The organism is Pseudomonas sp. NPDC086251 (assembly GCF_044746405.1).
Taxonomy (GTDB): domain Bacteria; phylum Pseudomonadota; class Gammaproteobacteria; order Pseudomonadales; family Pseudomonadaceae; genus Aquipseudomonas.
The window spans coordinates 184,325-205,008 of sequence record NZ_JBIVBY010000009.1 but is presented as its reverse complement, the minus strand read 5'-3'; the positions used below and the strand labels follow the sequence as shown (position 1 = coordinate 205,008).

Sequence of the window (20,684 nt, the reverse complement as noted above, 5' to 3'; positions counted from 1 at the left end):
CCACCATGAATAGCCTCGGGATCAACCGTTATGACCTGACCCCCGCGCGCCGCTGGCGCCGGGCCGTGCTGTGGCTGGCCGGTACGCTGGCGTCCCTGAGCCTGGCGCCGGTCATGGCTGACGCGACAGCGTGCAAAAGCGCCGACTGGCCGCTGTGGCAAACCTATGCCGCACGCTACGTGCAGAACGACGGGCGCCTGCTGGAGTCCAGCGTCGAGCCCAATCACAGCACCTCCGAAGGCCAGTCCTACGCGATGGTGTTTGCGTTGATCGGCAACGACCGCGAGCGCTTCGATGCGTTGTGGAAATGGACCGCCGCCAACATGGCCGGCGCCGACGTCAGCCAGCGTCTGCCGGGCTGGTTGTGGGGGCAGGGCAAGGACGGCAAATGGCAATTGCAGGACGCCAACTCGGCGTCCGATTCGGACTTGTGGATCACCTACGCGCTGCTCGAAGCGGCACGGCTGTGGCAGCGTCCGGACTATCGCGAAGACGCCCTGCGCCTGCTCAAGAACATTGAAACCAAACTGGTGGTCACCCTGCCGGGCCTGGGCAAAATGGTGTTGCCGGGGCCGGAAGGTTTCGTGCAGCCCGATCACCTGTGGCGCCTGAACCCAAGCTATTTGCCGCTGCCGCTGCTGCGTCGACTGGCCAAGGAAGCGCCGACCGGGCCCTGGAAAGAAATCGCTGCAAACAGCGTGAAAATGGTCAGTGCCTCCAGTCCCAAAGGCTACGTGGCCGACTGGATCGGCTACCGCGCCACCGCGCCGCAAGCCGGGTTGTTCGTGGTCGATCCGATCAAGGGCGAGTTGGGCAGTTATGACGCCATCCGCGTCTACCTGTGGGCCGGCATGACGCCCAAGTCCGACCCGTTGGCGGCGCCGTTGCTGGCACGGCTGGACGGTATGTCGGGCAGCACCGCGTCCACCGGCATTCCGCCGGAAAAAGTCCAGGTCCTCAGTGGTGCCCTCGAAGGCCAGGGCCCGTTCGGCTATTCTGCCGCGCTGATTCCGTACTTCCAGGCCAAGGGGCAGCCGTGGCTGGCCGAGCAGCAGCAACGTCGGGCCGAAGAGGCCTTGAACGCGGCGCTGGCTAAAGCCGAAGGTGCAAGTGCCGAACCGCTGTATTACAACGCCATGCTTAGTCTGTTCGCACTCGGCTGGGCTGAAAAACGCTATCAGTTTCGTGATGACGGAACACTCAAATTGTCTTGGGAGACGTCATGCGTCCGCGCCGTCACACGCTAGCTATCGGTATTCTCACAGCCCTCATCGGCACCGCTGCGCACGCTGAAACCACTGACGTGCAAGCGCGTCTGGTTGAGCAAGGCCAATACTGGCAGACCCGGGACAACGCTGCGCGCGCGGCAGAAGCCTGGGAAAAAGTCCTGCGCCTGGACCCTAACCAGCCCGATGCGCTCTACGGCATGGGCCTGATCGGTGTCAAACAGAACAAACCCGAGCAGGCGCAGCAATACCTGGCGCGCTTGCAGGCGCTGGCGCCGCGGCCATGGCTGGCGGCGCAGCTGGAACAGGACATCGCCCTGGCCCAGCCGCAAAACATCGCCCTGCTCGATGAAGCCCGACGCCTGGCCGATGGTGACCAGCGTGACCAGGCCACCGAAGTGTTCCGTAAGCTGTTCGCCGGTCGTACGCCCGAAGGCAAGGTCGGCCGGGAGTTCTACACCAACCTGGCCTTCAATGACGCCAGCTGGCCCGAGGCCCGCAAAGGCCTGGAGCGCTTGCTGCGCGAGACGCCGAATGACTCGATCCTGGCGCTGTTCCTGGCCAAGCATCTGGTGCGTCACGAAGACAGCCGCCCGGATGGCATTCGTGCCCTGGCCAAGTTGTCGACCCGTACCGATATCGCCGGTGACGCCGACGAGAGCTGGCGCCTGGCGCTGGTCTGGACCGGGGCGCCGACGGCGGCGCAAGTGCCGTTGTTCGAAGAGTTCCTCAAGGTGCATCCGGACGATCAGGAAATCCGTGACCTGATGAACAAAGGGAAGTCGCAGTCGAGCACCACGGGTGCGCCGGCGTGGCAGCAAGATCCGTTAGTGGCTCGCGGACTTCAGGCGCTGGAGAAGGGCGATCAGGCCGGTGCCGAGCAGGCATTCGCGGCCCGCTTGAAAAACAAACCCGACGACGCCGATGCCCTCGGCGGCCTCGGCGTAGTGCGTCAGCAACAGAACCGTTTTGGCGAAGCCGAGCAGCTGCTCAACCGTGCCATCGCCAATGGCGGTACACGCTGGAAGCCGGCCCTCGACAACGTGCGCTACTGGGCCTTGCTGCAACAGGCTCGCGACCAGGCCAAGACGCAACCGGCCAAGGCGCAAGCGACCATCGCTCAGGCGATGCGCCTGAATCCGAACGGTATCGATGCGCGCCTGACCCTCGCTGACATTCAGGCTCAGGCCGGGCAACTGGATGCCGCCCAGGCCAATTATCGTCAGGTGTTGAGCGTGCAGCGCGGCAATGTTCAGGCCGCTCAGGGCCTGGTCAATGTGCTGTCGCAAACCGGTCAGGCCGACGAGGCCTTGCGCTTGCTCGACACCTTGCCCGCAGCCCAGCAAGCCGAGATGGGCGGTGGCGCTCGCCTGCGCGCATTGCGTTCAACGCAAGCGGCCAAACTGGCCGAGCAACGCGGAGATACGCGTGGTGCGCAGCAAGCCTTGGTGCAAGCCGTTCAGGATGACCCGGATAACGTCTGGACCCGTTTCGACCTGGCGCGCCTGTACCTCAAGACCGGCGAATCACAAAAAGCCCGCGACCTGATCGACAGCTATTTGAAAGCCCATCCGACCAACATCGATGCGTTGTACACCAGCGCCTTGCTCTCGGTCGAGATGGAACAGTGGAACGCCGCGCAAGCGACCATCAGCCGCATTCCGGTCGAGCGTCGCACCGCTGACATGCAGGAACTGGCCGACCAGATCACCCTCACCGTGCAGATCAAACTGGCAGCGAGCATCGCCAAGCGTGGCCAGCGTCAGGAAGCCCTGGCCCTGCTCGACCGCTTGCAGCCCGTCGCCAGTCGCAGCCCTGAGCGCATGGCGACCCTGGCCGCCGCCTATGTCGACGCCGGTGATCCGGCTCGCGCGCAATCGATGATGCGCGACGTGATCGCGCGGACGCCGACGCCGTCCGCAGACCTGATGCTGCAATACGCCAACCTGCAGCTCAAGACGGGCGACGACGCGCAGGTCAACTCGATCCTGCGCGGTTTGCAAAATCAGCAGATGAGCGTGGCCACGCGCAAACGCTACGACGACGTGCTGTACCAATACCGTATTCGTCAGGCCGATATCCTGCGCGAAAACGGCGATCTGGCGGCGGCCTACGACACGCTGGCACCGGCGCTGGCTTCGCGTCCGGGGGATGCGGGCGCGGTCTCGGCGCTGGCGCGGATGTATGCCAGCAGCGGCGACAATGCCAAGGCGTTTGAACTGTACAAACCGCTGTTGCAGCATCAGCCCAACGATCCGCAAATCTTGCTGAATGCCGCGGATGCAGCGGTTCAGGCCCACGACATTGGCTATGCCGATCGGGCGCTGGAGCAATTCCTCAAGCTGGAAACCTACGACCCGCAATCGCTGACCGAAGCGGCGCGGATCTACCGCAGCATGGGCAAGAGCAGCCAGGCCACCGAGTTGCTGCGCAAAGCCGTGGCCATCGAACAGAATGAACAGAAACGCAGCCTGACGGCCCAGGCCAATACGCTGAATGTCGCGCCGAACCCGTTCGTGGGGTTGCCGGGCCAGCGCAATCAGGTGAGCCGCACGCCCGTGGATAGCATTCCGGCACCGGCGCTGGCACAACTTGACGCCGCACCGGTCATGGTCGCCAGCAATGCTGCACTGCCCGTCGATGCTTACCCAGGTCAGGCGCAGCCGCGCATGATCGCCTCGGGTGTGGAGCGACAAGCATTGCCGGCCGGACGCTTCGCCGGTGCCACGGGTAACCCGTTCGCACCGCAAGCCACGGTCAACGTGGCGGTCGATCAAGCCAGTTCGGCCCAGCGCGCCCTGGACAATATTCTTCAGGAACGCAGCGGTTACGTGACCCAAGGCGTGACGATTCGCAGCAACGACAGCGAGTCCGGCCTGAGCAAGATGACCGACGTCGAAACGCCGCTGGAAATCAACGTTCCCGCGGGCGATAACCGTTACGCCGTGCGCGTGACCCCGGTGTCGCTGAATGCCGGCAGTGTCGGCAGCGATGCCGCCACGCGCTTCGGCAGCGGCGGAGCTTCCTCCGATGGCATCGGTTCCCAGCGCGACAAAGGCGTCGGCCTGAGCGTGGCGTATGCCCGACCGGACGAAGGCATCAAGGCTGACATCGGCACCACGCCGATCGGTTTCAAGTACAGCACCGCAGCGGGTGGCGTGAGTGTTGACCGGCCGTTCGCCGACAACTCCAACATGCGTTACGGCGTCGCCGTTTCACGGCGCCCGGTGACCGACAGCGTCACGTCGTTCGCCGGCACCACCGACGAACGCACCGGCCAGTCGTGGGGCGGTGTGACGGCCAACGGCGGTCGTGCACAGCTCAGCTATGACAACCAGGAAGTGGGCAGCTATGGCTACGGTTCGTGGCACAAGTTGCTGGGCCACAACGTCGAATCCAACAGCCGTACCGAACTGGGCGGCGGCGTGTACTGGTACCTGCGCAATGCCGAGGACAGCAAGCTGACGCTGGGCCTCAGTGCCACCGGCCTGAGCTTCGAGAACAACCAGGACTTCTTCACCTACGGCCATGGCGGCTACTTCAGCCCGCAAAGCTATTTCGCCCTGGGTGTGCCGGTGACGTGGGCGCAGCGCACCGAACGGTTCTCCTATCAGGTCAAGGGCTCGGTGGGCGTTCAGTACTTTGAGCAGGACGCGGTTGATTACTTCCCGAACGACAAAGACCTGCAAGCGGCCAACAACCAGCGATACAAAGGCCAGAACAAGACCGGCGTGGGTTACAGCCTGAGCGGTGCCGGCGAATACAAATTCGGTTCGAGCTTTTTCCTCGGCGCCAACCTCGGCCTCGACAACGCTCAGGACTACAAGCAATTCACTGGGGCCATGTACCTGCGCTACATGTTCGAAGACATGAACGGCGCGATGGAACTGCCGGTCAGCCCCTACCGTTCCCCTTATTCCAACTGATTTCCTGGAGACTTAAATGCCTTCTTCCGTTCTTGCCGGTATGACCCTTCTGGTTCTGGGTGAAAGCCACATGAGCCTGGCGGACCACTTGATGGAGCCACTGCAAGCCAACCTGACCCAGCAAGGCGCGATCGTCCATTCGATCGGTGCCTGCGGCGCCAGCGCCGGCGATTGGCTGATCACCAAGAAAGTCGATTGCGGCGCCGAGCAAAAAGGCGATGGCAAGATCGTCATCAAGGGCCGTGAAGCGACCACCACCCCGATCAAAGACCTGATTGCCGCCGACAAGCCTGACCTGGTGGTGCTGGTGATCGGCGACACCATGGCGTCCTATGACAAACCGGTGTTCCCGAAAGCCTGGGCCTGGCAGAACGTGACCGCACTGGCCAAGGAAATCACCGCCAACGGCGCCAAATGCGCGTGGGTCGGGCCGGCCTGGGGCAAGGAAGGCGGCATGTACAAGAAGAACGATGCGCGGACCAAACTGATGTCGGCGTTCCTGTCGACCAACGTGGCGCCTTGCACCTACATCGACTCGCTGACGTTCTCCAAACCGGGCGAGTGGGTCACCACCGACGGTCAGCACTTCACCGTGGCCGGCTATAAATCCTGGGCCAACGCCATCGGCGGCGCACTGGCCAAACTGCCGGCCGATGCGGTCAGCAACAAGGGAGCGAAGCAGTAATGCGCGGTCTGTCTGCTGTCTGCGCCGTGGCGGCGTTGTTCTCCAGCGTCAGCGTCCTGGCTGCTGAATTCGCGCTGTACCCCACCGGCCCGAGTGAGGACGCGGCGTTCATCCGTTTCGTCAATGCCAGCACGGCGCCGCTGGACGTGATCGCCCAGGCCGGCCAGCCACCGATGCGCCTGGAAGCGACGCAACCGGTGTCGCTGTTTTTCCCGGTGCAGTCGAGCAGTCCGGTCAAGGGCACCTTGGTCAGCGGCGCGCAAAAACTGGCCATGGACCTGAAAATCGAGCCCGGTGAATTCGCCACCGTGGTCGCGGTGCCGGACGGCACGGGCATCAAGCAAATCGCCGTGCGCGAGCAGCCGGACGATTTCAATGGGTTGAAGGCGTCGCTGGCGTTCTTCAACGTCGACGCTTCGTGCGCCGACGCGAGCCTGCGGCCTGCCGGGCGTCCCGCCGACCTGTTCAAGGCAGTGCCGGTCGATAGCTTGCAACGTCGCTCGATCAATCCGGTGAGCCTGTCGGTGCAGCTGGTGTGCGCGAACGCCAACGTCGGTGCGCCGCTGGACCTGGGCGAACTCAAAGCGGGTGAGCGTTACAGCGTGCTGCTGGTGCCTTCGGCCACCGGGCCGCGTCTTTTGAACGCCACGGACACTCTGTCCCACTGATCGGATTCTGCCGCTGCCATGGTCTTCGCCTCACTCGAGTTCCTGACGCTGTTCCTGCCTGCGTTTTTGCTGGTGTATGCCCTGGGCAAACCGGCCTGGCGCAACGTCATCCTGTTGATCGGCAGCTGGCTGTTCTATGGCTGGCTGAGCCCGCTGTTCCTGACCCTGCACGTGGTGTTGACCATCGTTGCCTGGGTCGGTGGTTTGCTGGTGGACCGTTCCCGCGAGGACTCGAAGGGGCGCGTGCGGCTGTTGATCGCGCTGATCGTGTTCAACACCGCCGTGCTGTGCTGGTACAAATACGCCAACATCCTGGCCGGGACCTGGAGCGAGCTGATCACTTACTACGGTGCGATGCCGCTGGAGTGGCAGCGGGTGGCGCTGCCGGCGGGCCTGTCGTTCATCGTCTTGCAGGCGATTTCCTACCTGGTGGACGTGCACCGCCACACGGTGCCGGTGGAGCGCAGCTTCATCAATTACGCGACGTACATTTCGATGTTCGGGCACTCGATTGCCGGGCCGATCATTCGTTATGACTGGGTGCGCCGTGAGCTCACGCAGCGCTACTTCGGTTGGCAGAATTTCTCGCTGGGCGCTCGGCGTTTCATGATCGGCATGTGCATGAAAGTGCTGGTGGCGGACACGTTGTCGCCGCTGGTGGACGTCGCGTTCCACCTGGAAAATCCCTCCTTCGTCGACGCCTGGATCGGCTGCCTGGCCTACTCGCTGCAACTGTTTTTCGACTTCGCCGGATACAGCGCCATGGCCATCGGCCTGGGCCTGATGCTGGGTTTCCACTTCCCGGAAAACTTCAACCGGCCGTACCTGGCCAGTAGCATTCAGGACTTCTGGCGGCGCTGGCACTTGTCGCTGTCGAGCTGGCTGCGTGACTACCTGTACATCGCCCTCGGCGGTAACCGCAAGGGCGCGTGGAAGACCTATCGCAATCTGTTCCTGACCATGGCCATCGCCGGTCTGTGGCATGGCGGCGACAGTTGGAACTATCTGTTGTGGGGCTCGGCCCACGGCATTGCCTTGTGCGCCGATCGTCTTTGGTCGCGCTCAAGCTTGCCGAGGATTCCATCCGTGTTGTCGCACACCTTGACGCTGCTGTTTGTGTTCCTGGCGTGGACCTTGTTCCGCGCGCCGGATTTCCATTCGGCGATGACGATGTATGCCGGACAGTTCGGCCTGCACGGGTTTGCATTGGGTGATGCGCTGGCGGTGACGCTGCGCCCGGCCCATGGCATCGCGGCGCTACTCGGTGTGGTGTGCATCATCGCGCCGTTGCTGCACAACCGTTATGAGCAACGATTTGGCGGCCATGCGCTGTTTGCACCGATGGCGGCCGTGTGGCCGGTGGCGGGTTTCCTGCTCTCGTTCGCGTTGATCGCGAGCCGTGAAGCGGTGCCCTTCCTGTACTTCCAGTTCTGATGACCGCGCCCATGACTTCCTCGTCCCCTGCACCGGCTCAACCCAGCGAACTGACTGCCCGTATCAGCAAAGTATCGGGCGTTGTGTTCGTGACTTTTCTGGCGATTGGTTTCGCCTCCTGCTCCTGGCTGCTGTTGAGCGGAAAAGTCGAGATGCTGCCGCCCAAGCTCACCCGTCAGGCCGCACTCGAAGGCGATGTCACCCACAAGATCGCCAAGCAACTGTCCAAGGCAGCGGTGCCCGAGCGGGCGGCGGACCTGGAGCGCGGCGCGAGTTGGCTGGTGCTGCACGATACCGGCCCGCGTGTGCGTTCAGGCTGCCCGGGCTGGTTGTTCCTGACCAGTGAAATGCAGATCAATCGCCATGCTCAAGCCAACGCTGAAACCAAGGCCAATGTGGTGCGTGATATCCAGCAACGCCTGGCCAAGCGCGGCATTACGCTGCTGGTGGCGGTGGTGCCGGACAAGAGTCGTATCGCCAGCGCGCAGCTGTGTGACTTGCGTCGCCCGGCCCAGCTGCAGGACCGTGTCGTGACGTGGGTCGATGGCCTGAACAAGGCCGGTGTCACCGCCGTGGACCTGGCGCCGACTCTGCTACCCTTGGGCGCCGACGCGTTCCTGCGCACCGACACCCACTGGAGCGAAACCGGCTCAGCCGCCGCCGCCAAAGCGTTGGCCGGGCAAGTTAAGGCCATGGGCATCAGCGCCACGCCGCAGAAAAACTTCGAGGTGAAGGCGCAAGACCCAGTCCGCCGTCCTGGCGATCTAGTCAGGCTCGCCGGCCTTGAATGGCTGCCAGTGGCTTGGCAGCCGACACCGGAAACCGTGGCCGCCACTCAGATCAGCGAGAAGGCTGCCGAAGCGCAAAGCGGCGGCGACAACCTCGATGACCTGTTCGGCGACGACAACCTGCCGAACGTGGCGCTGATCGGGACTTCGTTTTCGCGCAATTCCAACTTCCTGGGTTTCCTGCAACAGGCGTTGGGCGCGCCGATCGGCGACTTCTCCAAGGACGGTGGTGAGTTCTCCGGCGGGGCCAATGGGTATTTCAATAACCCGGCGTTCAAGCAAACCCCGCCGAAACTGATTGTCTGGGAAATTCCTGAGCGGGATTTGCAGACGCCGTATAGCGAAGTGATTGATTGGGCGAAGTAAGGTGCGGCTGATGGCCTCTTCGCGGGCAAGCCTCGCTCCTACAGGGGATCTGCGTAACGAACGCATTTTTTGATCAACACAAACTCCCTGTAGGAGCGAGGCTTGCCCGCGAAGGCGGCCTCAAAAACAACACACATCAAAAGCCATATCGTTATTCACTAACGGTATTTAAATTCTAATTCTTATACCTATAAAGTCACTCCCCTGCGTACCTGCCGACCAATCGGCGCGCCGCACGACACGAACCAACACGGGACCTCCGTGAGTTTCTGATCGACGCGCGCGCCCTTGAGCGTGCCGTGCGTGGGAGTGATTGTCATGTCAGCCGTCTCTGCGTCTTCAAGCGCCGCGAACATCGCGCCGCAAACCTTCGATATCCGCCCGTTCAGCGGCGCCGTTGGGGCCGAAATCATCGGTCTCGATTTGTCCCGCCCGATCAATGATCAGGATTTCGCCCGCGTTCACCGTGCGCACCTCGATCATCACGTCGTGGTGTTCCGCGACCAGCGCATTACCCCGGAACAACAAATCGCCTTCAGCCGCCGCTTCGGCGTGTTGCAGATCCACGTGCTCAAGCAGTTCCTGCTGGCCGGGCACCCGGAAATCCTCATCGTTTCCAACATCATCGAGAACGGCGTGTCCGTCGGCCTCGGTGACGCTGGCAAGTTCTGGCACTCGGACCTTTCCTATAAAGAACTGCCGAGCCTGGGCTCGATGCTTCACGCCCAGGAGCTGCCGTCCGAAGGTGGCGACACGCTGTTCGCCGACATGCACAAAGCCTGGGACAACCTGCCCGAAGCACTGCGCAAAGCCGTCGAAGGCCGCTCGGCCGCGCACTCCTATACGGCGCGTTACAGCGAGACCAAATTCGAAGGCAACTGGCGCCCGACCCTGACGCCCGAGCAGCTCGCCCAGGTCGCCGAAGTGGTTCACCCGATTGTTCGTACGCACCCGGAGAACGGTCGCAAGGCGTTGTTCGTCAGTGAGGGTTTCACCACCCGCATCGTTGGCTTGCCGGAAGACGAGAGCAAGCAGCTGCTCGACGAGCTCTACGCCCACAGCGTGCTGCCGCACAACATCTACCGCCATCAATGGCAGCCCCTCGACCTGGTGTTCTGGGACAACCGCTCGCTGATCCACCTCGCCGCCGGGTGCCCCAGCTACCTGCGCCGCAAGTTGTATCGCACCACCATCCAGGGCGACGCGCCTTTCTGATTTGTCGGAGATTCATCATGCTCAAACGTCTTTCATTGGCACCGTTGGCCGCGGCCATCGGTCTGGGCTTCAGCTTGCTTGCCAGCAGCCTGGTGGCGCCGACCGTAGCCCACGCCGAAGGTGAAATCCGCATCGCCGAGCAGTTCGGCATCGTTTACCTGTTGCTCAATGTGGTGCGCGATCAGAACCTGATCGAGAAGTACGGCAAGCAGGAAGGCATCGACATCAAGGTCGACTGGACTCAGCTCTCCGGCGGTGCGGCGGTCAACGACGCGTTGCTCTCTGGTTCCATCGACATTGCCGGCGCGGGCGTCGGTCCGTTGCTGACCATTTGGGACCGCACTCACGGCAAGCAGAACGTCAAGGCCGTGGCGTCCCTCGGCAACTTCCCGTACTACCTGGTGAGCAACAATCCCAAGGTCAAAACCATCGCCGACTTCACCGAGAAGGACCGCATCGCGGTGCCGGCGGTGGGCGTGTCGGTGCAGTCGCGCTTCCTGCAATACGCGGCCGCCAAGCAGTGGGGCGACAAGGAATTCAATCGCCTCGACAAGTACACCATCGCCCTGCCGCACCCGGACGCCACCGCTGCGCTGATCGCTGGCGGCACTGAGTTGAGCGGTCATTTCTCCAACCCGCCGTTCCAGGATCAGGCACTGGAAAATCCCAACGTGCATGTGGTGCTGAACACCTACGACCTGCTCGGCCCGAATTCGCCGACCGTGCTGTTCGCCACCGAAAAATTCCGCGACGAAAACCCGAAAACCTACAAGGCGTTCGTCGAAGCACTGGCCGAAGCGGCGCAGTTTGCCCAGAACGATAAAGGCGCTGCAGCCGACACCTACATTCGCGTGACCAAGGCCAAAATTGATCGTGCCGCGCTGCTGAAAATCATCGACAACCCGCAGTTCGAATTCAGCGTCACGCCGAAAAATACTTACCCGTTGGCCGAGTTTCTCTACCGCGTCGGTGCGATCAAAAACAAACCGGATTCGTGGAAGGACTACTTCTTCCAGGACACCAAACCGCTGCAAGGGAGCTGACCGAGATGAACGCCCCTTTGCAAGGCCACACGGCCAGCAAACCGATCGCGGCAGCCCAAGCGCTGCTGTCTGTCGACAACGTCAGCCTGGAATACCGCACGCCACAGCGAGTGGTTCGTGCAACTCATCAAGTCAGTTTCGAGATCGATCCGGCCGACCGCTTCGTGCTGCTCGGTCCGTCCGGTTGCGGTAAATCGACGCTGCTCAAGGCGGTTGCCGGGTTCATTCAGCCTTGTGAAGGCGAGATTCGTCTTCAGGGCCAAACCGTCAACGCGCCGGGGCCGGACCGGATCGTGGTGTTCCAGGAGTTCGATCAACTGCCGCCGTGGAAAACCGTCAAACAGAACGTGATGTTTCCGTTGCTGGCGTCGAAAACACTCAAGCGCAAAGAGGCTGAAGAGCGGGCGCTGCACTACCTGGAAAAAGTCGGTCTGGCGGCGTTTGCCGATGCCTATCCGCACACGCTTTCCGGCGGCATGAAAGCGCGTGTGGCGATTGCCCGGGCACTGGCGATGCAGCCGAAAATCCTCCTGATGGACGAACCCTTCGCCGCCCTCGACGCGCTGACCCGGCGCAAGATGCAGGAAGAATTGCTGCTGCTCTGGGAAGAGGTGCGCTTCACGCTGTTGTTCGTCACGCACTCCATCGAAGAGGCGCTGGTGGTCGGTAATCGCATCCTCCTGCTGTCGCCGCATCCGGGCCGGGTGCGTGCGGAAGTCCACAGTCATCAATACGATTTGCACAGCCTCGGCGGCGTGGCGTTTCAGGAATCGGCGCGACGGATTCATCGGCTGCTGTTCGATGAAGGCCAGTCAGCGGAAACCGAGCGTGAGCTGGATTTCGCCGACATCCGCATCGCTTATTGACCCCGTTGAGAGGAGGGCCCGATGAGCCATTTATCATCCCCGCGTGAAGAATTCGAAACCCTATTGCAGCCACTCACCAGCGTGCCGCTGGAGCGCGAACTGCCCCTCGGCCAACGGTTGTGGCAACAGGGCTGGTTGCGCAAAAGCCTGATCCTGATACTGCTCGCCGTGCTGTGGGAAGTGGTCGCGCGTATTCAGAACAACGACCTGCTGCTGCCGGGTTTTCTGCAAACCGCCAGCGCGCTGTATGACGGCCTGCTCAGCGGCGAGTTGCTGGGCAAGGTGTGGATTTCACTGGTCGTATTGCTCAAGGGTTACCTGATCGGCATCGTCCTGGCGTTTGCCCTGACCACGTTGGCGGTGTCGACGCAATTCGGTCGCGACCTGTTGAGTACCTTGACCTCGATGTTCAACCCGCTGCCGGCGATTGCGCTGTTGCCACTGGCGCTGCTGTGGTTCGGGTTGGGGCAGAACAGCCTGATTTTCGTGCTGGTGCATTCGGTGCTCTGGGCCTTGGCGTTGAACACCTATGCCGGGTTTCTCGGCGTCTCGGAAACCCTGCGCATGGCCGGGCGCAACTATGGACTGAAGGGCATGCGCTTTGTGCTGTTCATCCTGATCCCCGCCGCACTGCCGTCGATCCTTGCCGGGCTGAAAATTGGCTGGGCGTTTGCCTGGCGTACGTTGATCGCGGCGGAGTTGGTGTTTGGTGCGACCAGCGGCAAAGGTGGGTTGGGGTGGTACATTTTTCAGAATCGGAATGAGCTGTATACGGATAAGGTGTTTGCCGGGTTGGCGGTGGTGATCCTCATCGGGTTGCTGGTGGAGAATCTGGTGTTTGATTCGTTGGAGCGGGTGACGGTGAAGCGGTGGGGGATGCAGCGGTGAGGGAGGTGAAAGTACTGGCGAGAAAGGCCATTAACACGTCAGCCAATGCCGACAATCGAAGCGCGACATCGTGTTGCTTGCAGTGCCCCAGCAGTTTCAACATTTAGTTCAGTTGCCGCGCCGAAGTGCAAGCATGTCCCGTTCCATGGCTTCTATTTCTGCAAGAGCTTGGCGTAGTTCATCACCCATAGGCCCTGGTGGTGGCACCGCCCTTGGCGGTGTCGGTGGCGGTGTCGGTGGCAGTGCTGCTGGTGCCTGGTAGGGTGCAGCAGCTCCCAAATTGTCCATGTGATCTACGGCCATTCTGTTAACCTCAGAATCGTTAGGCTGCATCGCTGCTGCAAGAGTGTCATAAGTCCAGTATTTTTTCCCTGACGTAGCCTGCTCATACGTCGGTGGTAAATCTGATGTCGTCAGGCTTGCTGCAACCTTACCCACCTGGAGGGGCCTTCGAGGCGCATGACTTCGCCGTGCAGTAGCGACGATTGCCATTGGAATCGAGATATTTCTGCTGAAAACCGATCCCGAAGTATTATTGTTTCCTTCACCCTGTGATGGATATTTACCTATAAATTTGTTTCCGGGTTTTGGCCCGAAAATGTAACTGGCGCTCTTAGATGCAGCCGACGCTCCATGTGTTTTTTCAAATTTCAGGATTTTTTGCATTTCGTACAAACCGGAGGTGGCACTGTCGAGGTTGACGTTGAAATCTGGGTGGGGTTTATATCCAGAGTACGCTTTTGACAGTTTATGTTTCGCATAAAGTCCCACCGCGACAAAAGGGTTATGCCCTGTCGGGTCCGACCGATTCACCGGATCCCCTACGCAATACATATACGCATTCAACCCACCCCCACCAAACGGGCTCCAACTGTCCGGGCTATGAAACCGCATCAATCGCGGGTTGTAGGCGCGGTAGCCGTTGCCCAGTAAATACCAGCCGATATTCCCTTCGCGCAATTGACCGTTGAAACCCATTCGTGTCGCGACGTCCTGCTGCGCGGATTGCTCGCCGTAGGTGGAGTAAGCGATGGTGTTTGTCTTGCCATCGACGATTTCGCCAATGATTGAATGGCTGCTGTTGGTCGCCAATAGCACTACGCGTTGAAGGCTCGGGATCTCTTGTTTAGTTTGAGTCATTTTGAAACCTTCGCGGGAATAGTGCTTTTTGGGGGGCTAATACCGGTGCGAACAACTGCGACGATTTTTCCAGTTTCCTTATTGAGTAACGGCGTGTGCTGGCGAGCGGAGTGAGATGCTCGTACGTGGTAATCCCCGGAAGCAAGCTCATACCGAAAGTTACTCACCGGTTTTTGGCCGCTAAAACGAGCTGACTTGATCGGTTGCCAGGGGGGAATAAATTGGCTTGGAAGTTCACCATGGGCTGCGCTCGACTTGACTAGTACGCTCGGTCGAACAGGAAACGGCTCACTCCCCACCGTGATAGCAATCAAGGATTTTTTGGCTCTTCCCAACGCTTCAGAGACTCCAGACATCTTGCTACCGATCAGGCTCGCGGTACTGTTCACGGCCTTTTTAGTCACACTTGCCATCGAGCCAACAACTTTTGTGACGACATTTGTCAATTGTTCGGTGAAAGGCTTCAGAACACTCAATATCGATTGCCCCGTCGGATCCGAATTCATCACCGGTTCCCCGCCGCAATACCCGTACGCATTCAACCCACCCTTACCAAACGGACTCAAACTGTCCGGACTATGAAAGCGCATAAACAGTGTGTTGTAAGCCCGGTAACCGTTGCCCAACAAATACCATTCAGGTTTCATCTCAAGCAGCTCACCGTTAAACCCCAGCCGTGTCTTGCCCCCCCGCTGTGCCGATTGATAACCATAAGGCGAGTACGCCATGCGATTAGGATTACTGGCGTCGAGCTCGGCGAGTACCGAGTTTTTCAGATCCACCGCCAGTAGCACTGTGCGTTGCCGACGTATGTTCTCTTGATCAACCGGTTTGGCTTGCGTCATACAAAGAGCTCCGCAGGAATGGGGCGCAAGAGAATGTGGGCTTTTAGTTTTACTCGCCTGACTCACGCTTGAGAACTATCAGAACTGATAGGTTCGCAGTGTGCAGCACGCCAAAAGCCAGTCTCTGAAAGAGCTGCTAGCATTGCGTCTGAATCAGCCCCGATCCGACAAGAGTGCTCGCTATGCAACTCCCCGACATGAACCTGTTGGTCGCCCTCGACGCCTTGCTCGACGAGGGCAGTGTGGTGGGTGCGGCGCGGCGGATGAACCTCAGCCCGGCCGCCATGAGCCGAACGTTGACGCGGATTCGCGAGGCCATCGGCGATCCGATCCTGGTGCGCGCCGGTCGTGGTCTGGTGCCGACGCCCAAGGCGCTGGCGCTGCGCGAGCAGGTGCGGGAGGTGGTGGAACAGGCTGCGCTGCTGTTCCGCTCGGCGGATGAGGTGGAGTTGGGCACCTTGCGCCGGCGGTTCAGCATTCGCGCCAACGATTTCTTTGTCGGTGTTTACGGCGGCAAGCTGTTTGACACGATGGAGCGCCAGGCCCCGCATTGTGAGCTGCGCTTCGTGCCGGAGGGCGATGGGGATGACGAAGCGTTGCGCGAAGGACGGATCGATTTGAGCGTCAGCAACAATCGGCCGGTGATGCCGGAAGTGAAGGTGCAGAATCTGTTTTCCACGCACTTTGTCGGGCTGGTGCGCGAGGATCATCCGCTGTTCGATGAAGAGATCACGGCTGAACGTTACGCCGGGTTTTCTCATATCAGCATGTCGCGCCGGGGTATTGCTCGCGGGCCGATCGATACGGCGCTGAATGCGTTGGGGCTGGAGCGGCGGGTGGCGGTGATTGCGCCGAGTTTCCATGCGGCGATGTTTGCCTTGCCTGATTCCGATCTGATTTTGCCGGTGCCCAAGGAAGCGCTGTTGAGTGTCCGGCGCCTGGGCTTGAAGCTGCGCTCGTTCACCCTGCCGATTCCATTGCCGACGATCATGCTGACTCAATCCTGGCATCCGCGATTCGACAAGGATCCGGCCCATCGCTGGATGCGTGAGACGCTCAAAAGCTGTTGCGATGAGACGTGGCTGGCGACCCAGCCTGCTCAGGCTGATCACTGATCCCTTGTGGGAGCGGGCTTGCTCGCGAAAGCGGTGTGTCAGTCAGTGAAAGTGTTGGATGATGGCTCTTCGCGAGCGAGCTCGCTCCTACAAGGGGTTTGTATTGCTGCATCAGACGCACTTATAAGCTGCCGATAAGTCAATTTTCGTCAGGCCACGCGCTTCTTAAACTGCTCCGGTATTCAAAGCCCGGAGCTTGCAGTCAATGACTTCCCTCACGGCCCCGGCACCTCTCGCTGCGGCCAGCCCCGTCGCTGTTGCGCCACCGGTGTTCGGTCTGCGGATCATCATCGGCCTGGTGGGCGTTTTGCTGGCGGTGCTGGTGTCGGGCCTGAACGAGATGGTGACCAAGGTGGCCCTCGCCGACATTCGCGGCGCGTTGGCCATCGGCTACGACGAAGGCACCTGGCTGGTCGCCAGTTACACCGCGACCTCGGTAGCGGCCATGGCCTTCGCGCCGTGGTGCGCGGTGACGTTCTCGTTGCGGCGTTTCACCTTGTGCGCCATCGGTGCATTCACTTTGCTGGGCGTGCTCTGCCCATTCGCGCCGAACTACGAAAGCCTGTTGCTCCTGCGCACTTTACAGGGCCTGGCGGGCGGCGCGTTGCCACCGATGTTGATGACCGTCGCGCTACGCTTTTTGCCGGCCAACGCGAAGCTTTACGGCTTGGCCGGATATGCCCTGACGGCGACGTTTGGTCCCGGCCTCGGCACGCCGCTCGCCGGGTTGTGGACGGAGCATGTCGGCTGGCAATGGACCTTCTGGCAAATCATTGCGCCGTGCCTGATCTCCATGCTCGCAGTGGCTTACGGTCTGCCTCAGGACCCGATGCGGCTGGAGCGCTTCAAACAGTTCAACTGGCGCGGTTTGCTGCTGGGGTTTCCGGCGATCTGCATGCTGGTGATCGGCATCCTGCAGGGCAATCGGCTGGACTGGTTCGAATCGAACCTGATCGGCGTATTGCTCGGCGGCGGGCTGCTGTTGCTGGTGCTGTTTCTGCTCAACGAGTGGTCGCAGCCGGTGCCGTTTTTTAAGATGCAGATGCTCGGCATCCGCAATCTGTCGTTCGCGTTGCTGACCCTGGCCGGCGTGCTGGTGGTGTTGCTGGCAGTGATCATCATCCCGTCGAGTTACCTGGCGCAGGTCCAGGGTTATCGCCCTATTCAAACAGCGCCAATCATGCTGCTGGCCGCGCTTCCGCAGTTGATCGCACTGCCCTTGGTGGCCGCGTTGTGCAACCTGCGTTGGGTCGATTGTCGCTGTGTGCTGGGGATCGGTTTGAGCCTGCTGGCGCTGTCGTGCATCGGCGGTTCGCAGCTGACCTCGGTGTGGATTCGCGACGATTTCTACGGCCTGCAACTGCTGCAGATTTTCGGTCAGCCCATGGCGGTGTTGCCGCTGTTGATGCTCGCGACCGGCAGCATCAGCCCGCTGGAAGGGCCGTTCGCGTCGGCGTGGTTCAACACCGTAAAAGGTCTGTCGGCGGTGATTGCCACCGGTGTGATCGAGGCGTTGACCACCTCGAGACTGCACTTTCATTCGACCATGTTGGTGGACAGCCTCGGCAACTCACCGCTGGCCGACAGCGAGAGTGCGGGCCTCGCTCATCGGTTGCATGAGCAGGCCGTGGTGCTGACGGCCTCGGATCTTTATCTGTGCATGGCGGGCGTCGCCCTGACGCTGATCCTGCTGATTTTCTGGCTGCCGACGCGAATGTATCCGCCGCGTGCGCCGACTTGATGGCTCCACTGAAACTGAAGGTTTTTATGACGACTCATGCAAAGCAAAAAGTGGCTGTCGGCGTTGCCACAGCGTTAGCCATCGGCGTACTGGTTTACCTGCTGGCGCCCGGTCTTTTCGGCAAGCGCACACAACAAAACACCAATGACGCTTTCGTCTCGGCGGACTTCACCCTGGTGGTGCCGCGCGTGGCCGGGTTCATCAAGGAGGTGTTGGTGGAAGACAACCAGCAGGTCAAGGCCGGGCAGTTGCTGGCGTTGATCGATGACCGGGATTTACGCGCCGCTGCTCAAGCCGCTGACGCGGAGACGCTGGTGGCCAGGGCACACCTGCAAAATGCTCGTGCGACACTTGAACGCCAGAGCTCGGTGATCGCCCAGGCACAAGCCAGCGTGGTGTCGGCCAAGGCTGAAATGGACTTCGCCGCGCATGAACTAAACCGCTACAACCACCTGGCCGGCGTCGGTGCCGGCACGGTGCAAAACGCTCAGCAAGCACGGACTCGCATCGATCAAGCCAGCGCTCGGTTGGCCAACGTGACGGCGGTTTTGGCGGCGGAACGCAAGCAGGTGGAGATTCTTACCGCCCAGCGCGACGCGGCCGAAGGTGAGCTGAAACGAGCGCAAGCAGCGCTGGAAATCGCCAGTTTCGAGCTGTCCTATACGCGGATCGTCGCGCCGCAGGACGGCATGGTTGGTGAGCGCGCGGTGCGGGTCGGCGCGTATGTCACGCCGGGCAGCAAGATATTGGCAGTGGTGCCGCTGGCGCAGGCGTATGTGGTCGCCAATTTTCAGGAAACCCAGCTGACCGATGTGCAGCCGGGGCAGGACGTACAGGTGCGCGTCGACAGCCTTGGCGGCGAAGCCCTGCGGGGGCGCGTCGAGAGCATTGCACCGGCCACCGGCGTGACCTTCGCATCGGTGAAACCGGACAATGCGACCGGCAACTTCACCAAGGTGGTGCAGCGGATTCCGGTGAAGATCGTGCTGGAACCGGGGCAGCGGTTGGCTGAGCGGTTGAGGGTGGGGATGTCGGTGGAGGCGAGTATTGATACGGGCAGTGCCGGTGAGCATGAGGTTGCGCAACGATGAGGATTTTTGTTGATCGATCTGACGCCTTCGCGAGCAAGCCCGCTCCCACATTTGATCTCCTTTTGAACATAAAACGTGGGCGCCCAGCAGATCAAATGTGGGAGCGGGCTTGCTCGCGAAGAGGCCGGCTGCCTCAACTAACCTACTGTGCCGTACTCGTCATGAGCCTTTCCGCCTGCACCGTCGGCCCCGATTTCCAGAAGCCTCAAGCACATCAAGCCGCCGAGTGGTCAAAACCGGCAAAAGTCGCCCCCAGCCAAGCCGTCGCCGAAACCATGGACGAACGCTGGTGGGGCGTTTTCCACGACCCGAAACTCTCGGCCCTGAGCCAACGCGCCCTGACCGACAACCTCGACCTGCAACTCGCCAGCAGCCGCTTGCAGCAAAGCCGCGCTGTGCGTCAGGTGATCACCGCCGAGCGCTATCCCACCACCGCCGCCACGGGCAGCTACGGACGCAAACGCAACAGCGGTGAAGGCTTGAATGATCCGTCCGGGAACAATGGCAACTCGGCGTTCAACCTGTGGGACGCTGGTTTCTCCGCATCCTGGGAACTGGATTTCTGGGGCCGCGTGCGCCGGGAAACCGAAGCCGCCGACGCGACCCTGGAAGTGGCAGAAAACGACCGACGCAGCGTGCTTTTGTCAGTGCTCGCCGAAACCGCTCAGGACTACATCCAGCTGCGTGGCGTGCAAAGCACACGCGCGGTCACCGAGCAGAACCTCGAGGTCGCCCGTCACAGCCTGAAACTCTCGCAGCTGCGTCTGGCCGACGGTGTCGCCACCGACCTGGACGTCGCCGAGGCTGCCGCGCAAGTTGCGGCCATCGAGTCACGCCTGCCGGCGTTGGAGCAGCGCCAATCGCAACTGATCAACGCGCTGAGCCTGCTGATGGGCGAGGCACCCCAGGCATTGTCTGCCGAGTTATCCACAGACGCCCCAGTCCCACAAACCCCGCGTCAAGTCGCCATCGGCCTGCCGTCGCAACTGGCCGAACGCCGGCCGGACATCCGTCAGGCCGAAGCCCGTCTGCACGCCGCCACCGCAAACATTGGCGTGGCCAAGAGCGATTTTTATCCACGGATTACCCTGTCGGGCAACCTCGGTTCACAAGCCATGCAGCTGAGTGATTTCGGCTCCTGGGGCTCACGTTCGTTCGGCATCGGCCCGCAATTCAGCCTGCCGCTGTTCGACGGCGGACGCTTGCGCGGCGTCCTCAACTTACGTGAAGCCCAACAACAGGAAGCCGCCATCGCCTACCAGCAAACCGTGCTGCGCGCCTGGCATGAAATCGACGATCAACTCACCACTTACAACGCGAGCCAACTACGCCGCGACAGCCTCGCCGAAGCCGTACGCCAAAACCAGATCGCCCTGCGCACCGCGCAACAGCAATACGTGGAAGGCGTGGTGGATTTCGTCAACGTGCTGACGGTGCAGGGCGCATTGCTGGCGACCCAGGAACAGTTTGTGGAGAGTTCGACCGGGGTTTCGCTGGCGATGGTCGGGTTGTACAAGGCGTTGGGTGGGGGATGGGAGTCGGTGTATCCGCAGGGCTGACCTTTGTGGGGGCGAGTCTGCTCGCGAAAGAGTCATCACATCCAACATCAATGTTGACTGATCCAGCGCTTTCGCGAGCAGGCTCGCA

16 protein-coding genes are annotated in these 20,684 nt (G+C 61.2%); 14 read left to right on the top strand and 2 right to left on the bottom strand.

What is annotated here, in order from left to right; all coding sequences use genetic code 11:
* Positions 1-5 precede the first annotated feature (5 nt).
* The 10 genes from bcsZ to ACIPL2_RS13555 all read left to right on the top strand — a co-directional run bounded on the left by bcsZ (position 6) and on the right by ACIPL2_RS13555 (position 13,105).
* Complete coding sequence (gene bcsZ / locus ACIPL2_RS13600; protein WP_401357008.1) at positions 6-1,247, top strand: cellulose synthase complex periplasmic endoglucanase BcsZ; 1,242 nt, start codon at positions 6-8, stop codon at positions 1,245-1,247.
* Complete coding sequence (locus ACIPL2_RS13595) at positions 1,223-5,152, top strand: cellulose synthase subunit BcsC-related outer membrane protein (RefSeq protein ID WP_401357005.1); 3,930 nt, start codon at positions 1,223-1,225, stop codon at positions 5,150-5,152. Before bcsZ ends, ACIPL2_RS13595 begins: the two co-directional genes overlap by 25 nt.
* Positions 5,153-5,168: 16 nt before the next feature.
* Positions 5,169-5,837: an SGNH/GDSL hydrolase family protein gene (locus ACIPL2_RS13590; protein ID WP_401357003.1), complete on the top strand. Its 669-nt coding sequence runs from the start codon at positions 5,169-5,171 to the stop codon at positions 5,835-5,837.
* Entirely contained in the window at positions 5,837-6,505 is a 669-nt protein-coding gene (locus tag ACIPL2_RS13585) for an alginate O-acetyltransferase AlgF (RefSeq protein ID WP_401357000.1), read from the top strand. The genes ACIPL2_RS13590 and ACIPL2_RS13585 overlap by 1 nt, the downstream gene beginning before the upstream one ends.
* 18 nt (positions 6,506-6,523) lie before the next feature.
* Positions 6,524-7,939, top strand: coding sequence for an MBOAT family O-acyltransferase (locus tag ACIPL2_RS13580; RefSeq protein WP_401356997.1), 1,416 nt, complete (start codon positions 6,524-6,526; stop codon positions 7,937-7,939).
* 11 nt (positions 7,940-7,950) lie between these two features.
* The gene (locus tag ACIPL2_RS13575) at positions 7,951-9,093 is read left to right on the top strand and encodes a cell division protein FtsQ (RefSeq protein ID WP_401356994.1); all 1,143 of its coding nucleotides are present in this window, start codon (positions 7,951-7,953) and stop codon (positions 9,091-9,093) included.
* A gap of 318 nt (positions 9,094-9,411) precedes the next feature.
* Positions 9,412-10,308, top strand: a complete 897-nt coding sequence (locus ACIPL2_RS13570; protein WP_401356992.1) for a TauD/TfdA dioxygenase family protein — start codon at positions 9,412-9,414, stop codon at positions 10,306-10,308.
* A 17-nt stretch (positions 10,309-10,325) separates the two neighbouring features.
* Entirely contained in the window at positions 10,326-11,351 is a 1,026-nt protein-coding gene (locus tag ACIPL2_RS13565) for an ABC transporter substrate-binding protein (RefSeq protein ID WP_401356990.1), read from the top strand.
* A 5-nt stretch (positions 11,352-11,356) separates the two neighbouring features.
* Positions 11,357-12,217, top strand: a complete 861-nt coding sequence (locus tag ACIPL2_RS13560; protein WP_401356987.1) for an ABC transporter ATP-binding protein — start codon at positions 11,357-11,359, stop codon at positions 12,215-12,217.
* Between the two features lie 21 nt (positions 12,218-12,238).
* Positions 12,239-13,105 (top strand): ABC transporter permease, encoded by an 867-nt coding sequence (locus ACIPL2_RS13555; RefSeq protein WP_401356985.1) that lies wholly within the window; start codon positions 12,239-12,241, stop codon positions 13,103-13,105.
* A 108-nt stretch (positions 13,106-13,213) separates the two neighbouring features.
* Here the strand turns inward: ACIPL2_RS13555 and ACIPL2_RS13550 are convergent, their stop codons facing one another.
* Together ACIPL2_RS13550 and ACIPL2_RS13545 are read right to left on the bottom strand one after the other, a co-directional pair.
* Complete coding sequence (locus ACIPL2_RS13550; RefSeq protein WP_401356983.1) at positions 13,214-14,245, bottom strand: RHS repeat-associated core domain-containing protein; 1,032 nt, start codon at positions 14,243-14,245, stop codon at positions 13,214-13,216.
* Positions 14,242-15,090, bottom strand: a complete 849-nt coding sequence (locus ACIPL2_RS13545) for an RHS repeat-associated core domain-containing protein (protein ID WP_401356980.1) — start codon at positions 15,088-15,090, stop codon at positions 14,242-14,244. Before ACIPL2_RS13545 ends, ACIPL2_RS13550 begins: the two co-directional genes overlap by 4 nt.
* Positions 15,091-15,272: 182 nt before the next feature.
* Here ACIPL2_RS13545 and ACIPL2_RS13540 point away from each other — a divergent pair, with 182 nt between their 5' ends.
* The 4 genes from ACIPL2_RS13540 to ACIPL2_RS13525 all read left to right on the top strand — a co-directional run bounded on the left by ACIPL2_RS13540 (position 15,273) and on the right by ACIPL2_RS13525 (position 20,596).
* Positions 15,273-16,205 (top strand): LysR family transcriptional regulator, encoded by a 933-nt coding sequence (locus tag ACIPL2_RS13540; protein WP_401356977.1) that lies wholly within the window; start codon positions 15,273-15,275, stop codon positions 16,203-16,205.
* A gap of 205 nt (positions 16,206-16,410) precedes the next feature.
* Complete coding sequence (locus ACIPL2_RS13535) at positions 16,411-17,946, top strand: MFS transporter (protein WP_401356975.1); 1,536 nt, start codon at positions 16,411-16,413, stop codon at positions 17,944-17,946.
* Positions 17,947-17,972: 26 nt separating this feature from the next.
* A complete protein-coding gene (locus ACIPL2_RS13530) occupies positions 17,973-19,037 on the top strand; it encodes an HlyD family secretion protein (protein ID WP_401356973.1) in 1,065 nt (354 codons plus the stop codon).
* Entirely contained in the window at positions 19,034-20,596 is a 1,563-nt protein-coding gene (locus tag ACIPL2_RS13525; protein ID WP_401356971.1) for an efflux transporter outer membrane subunit, read from the top strand. The genes ACIPL2_RS13530 and ACIPL2_RS13525 overlap by 4 nt, the downstream gene beginning before the upstream one ends.
* The last annotated feature ends 88 nt before the right edge of the window (positions 20,597-20,684 follow it).

Excerpts from the sequence above, each read along its gene's own strand:
- ACIPL2_RS13525 (WP_401356971.1), top strand. The coding sequence starts at position 19,034 with ATGAGGATTTTTGTTGATCGATCTGACGCCTTCGCGAGCAAGCCCGCT.
- ACIPL2_RS13540 (WP_401356977.1), top strand. The coding sequence starts at position 15,273 with ATGCAACTCCCCGACATGAACCTGTTGGTCGCCCTCGACGCCTTGCTC.
- ACIPL2_RS13560 (WP_401356987.1), top strand. The coding sequence starts at position 11,357 with ATGAACGCCCCTTTGCAAGGCCACACGGCCAGCAAACCGATCGCGGCA.
- ACIPL2_RS13555 (WP_401356985.1), top strand. The coding sequence starts at position 12,239 with ATGAGCCATTTATCATCCCCGCGTGAAGAATTCGAAACCCTATTGCAG.
- ACIPL2_RS13570 (WP_401356992.1), top strand. The coding sequence starts at position 9,412 with ATGTCAGCCGTCTCTGCGTCTTCAAGCGCCGCGAACATCGCGCCGCAA.
- ACIPL2_RS13535 (WP_401356975.1), top strand. The coding sequence starts at position 16,411 with ATGACTTCCCTCACGGCCCCGGCACCTCTCGCTGCGGCCAGCCCCGTC.
- ACIPL2_RS13530 (WP_401356973.1), top strand. The coding sequence starts at position 17,973 with ATGACGACTCATGCAAAGCAAAAAGTGGCTGTCGGCGTTGCCACAGCG.
- bcsZ (WP_401357008.1), top strand. The coding sequence starts at position 6 with ATGAATAGCCTCGGGATCAACCGTTATGACCTGACCCCCGCGCGCCGC.
- ACIPL2_RS13595 (WP_401357005.1), top strand. The coding sequence starts at position 1,223 with ATGCGTCCGCGCCGTCACACGCTAGCTATCGGTATTCTCACAGCCCTC.
- ACIPL2_RS13545 (WP_401356980.1), bottom strand. The coding sequence starts at position 15,090 with ATGACGCAAGCCAAACCGGTTGATCAAGAGAACATACGTCGGCAACGC.
- ACIPL2_RS13550 (WP_401356983.1), bottom strand. The coding sequence starts at position 14,245 with ATGACTCAAACTAAACAAGAGATCCCGAGCCTTCAACGCGTAGTGCTA.
- ACIPL2_RS13585 (WP_401357000.1), top strand. The coding sequence starts at position 5,837 with ATGCGCGGTCTGTCTGCTGTCTGCGCCGTGGCGGCGTTGTTCTCCAGC.
- ACIPL2_RS13565 (WP_401356990.1), top strand. The coding sequence starts at position 10,326 with ATGCTCAAACGTCTTTCATTGGCACCGTTGGCCGCGGCCATCGGTCTG.
- ACIPL2_RS13580 (WP_401356997.1), top strand. The coding sequence starts at position 6,524 with ATGGTCTTCGCCTCACTCGAGTTCCTGACGCTGTTCCTGCCTGCGTTT.
- ACIPL2_RS13575 (WP_401356994.1), top strand. The coding sequence starts at position 7,951 with ATGACTTCCTCGTCCCCTGCACCGGCTCAACCCAGCGAACTGACTGCC.
- ACIPL2_RS13590 (WP_401357003.1), top strand. The coding sequence starts at position 5,169 with ATGCCTTCTTCCGTTCTTGCCGGTATGACCCTTCTGGTTCTGGGTGAA.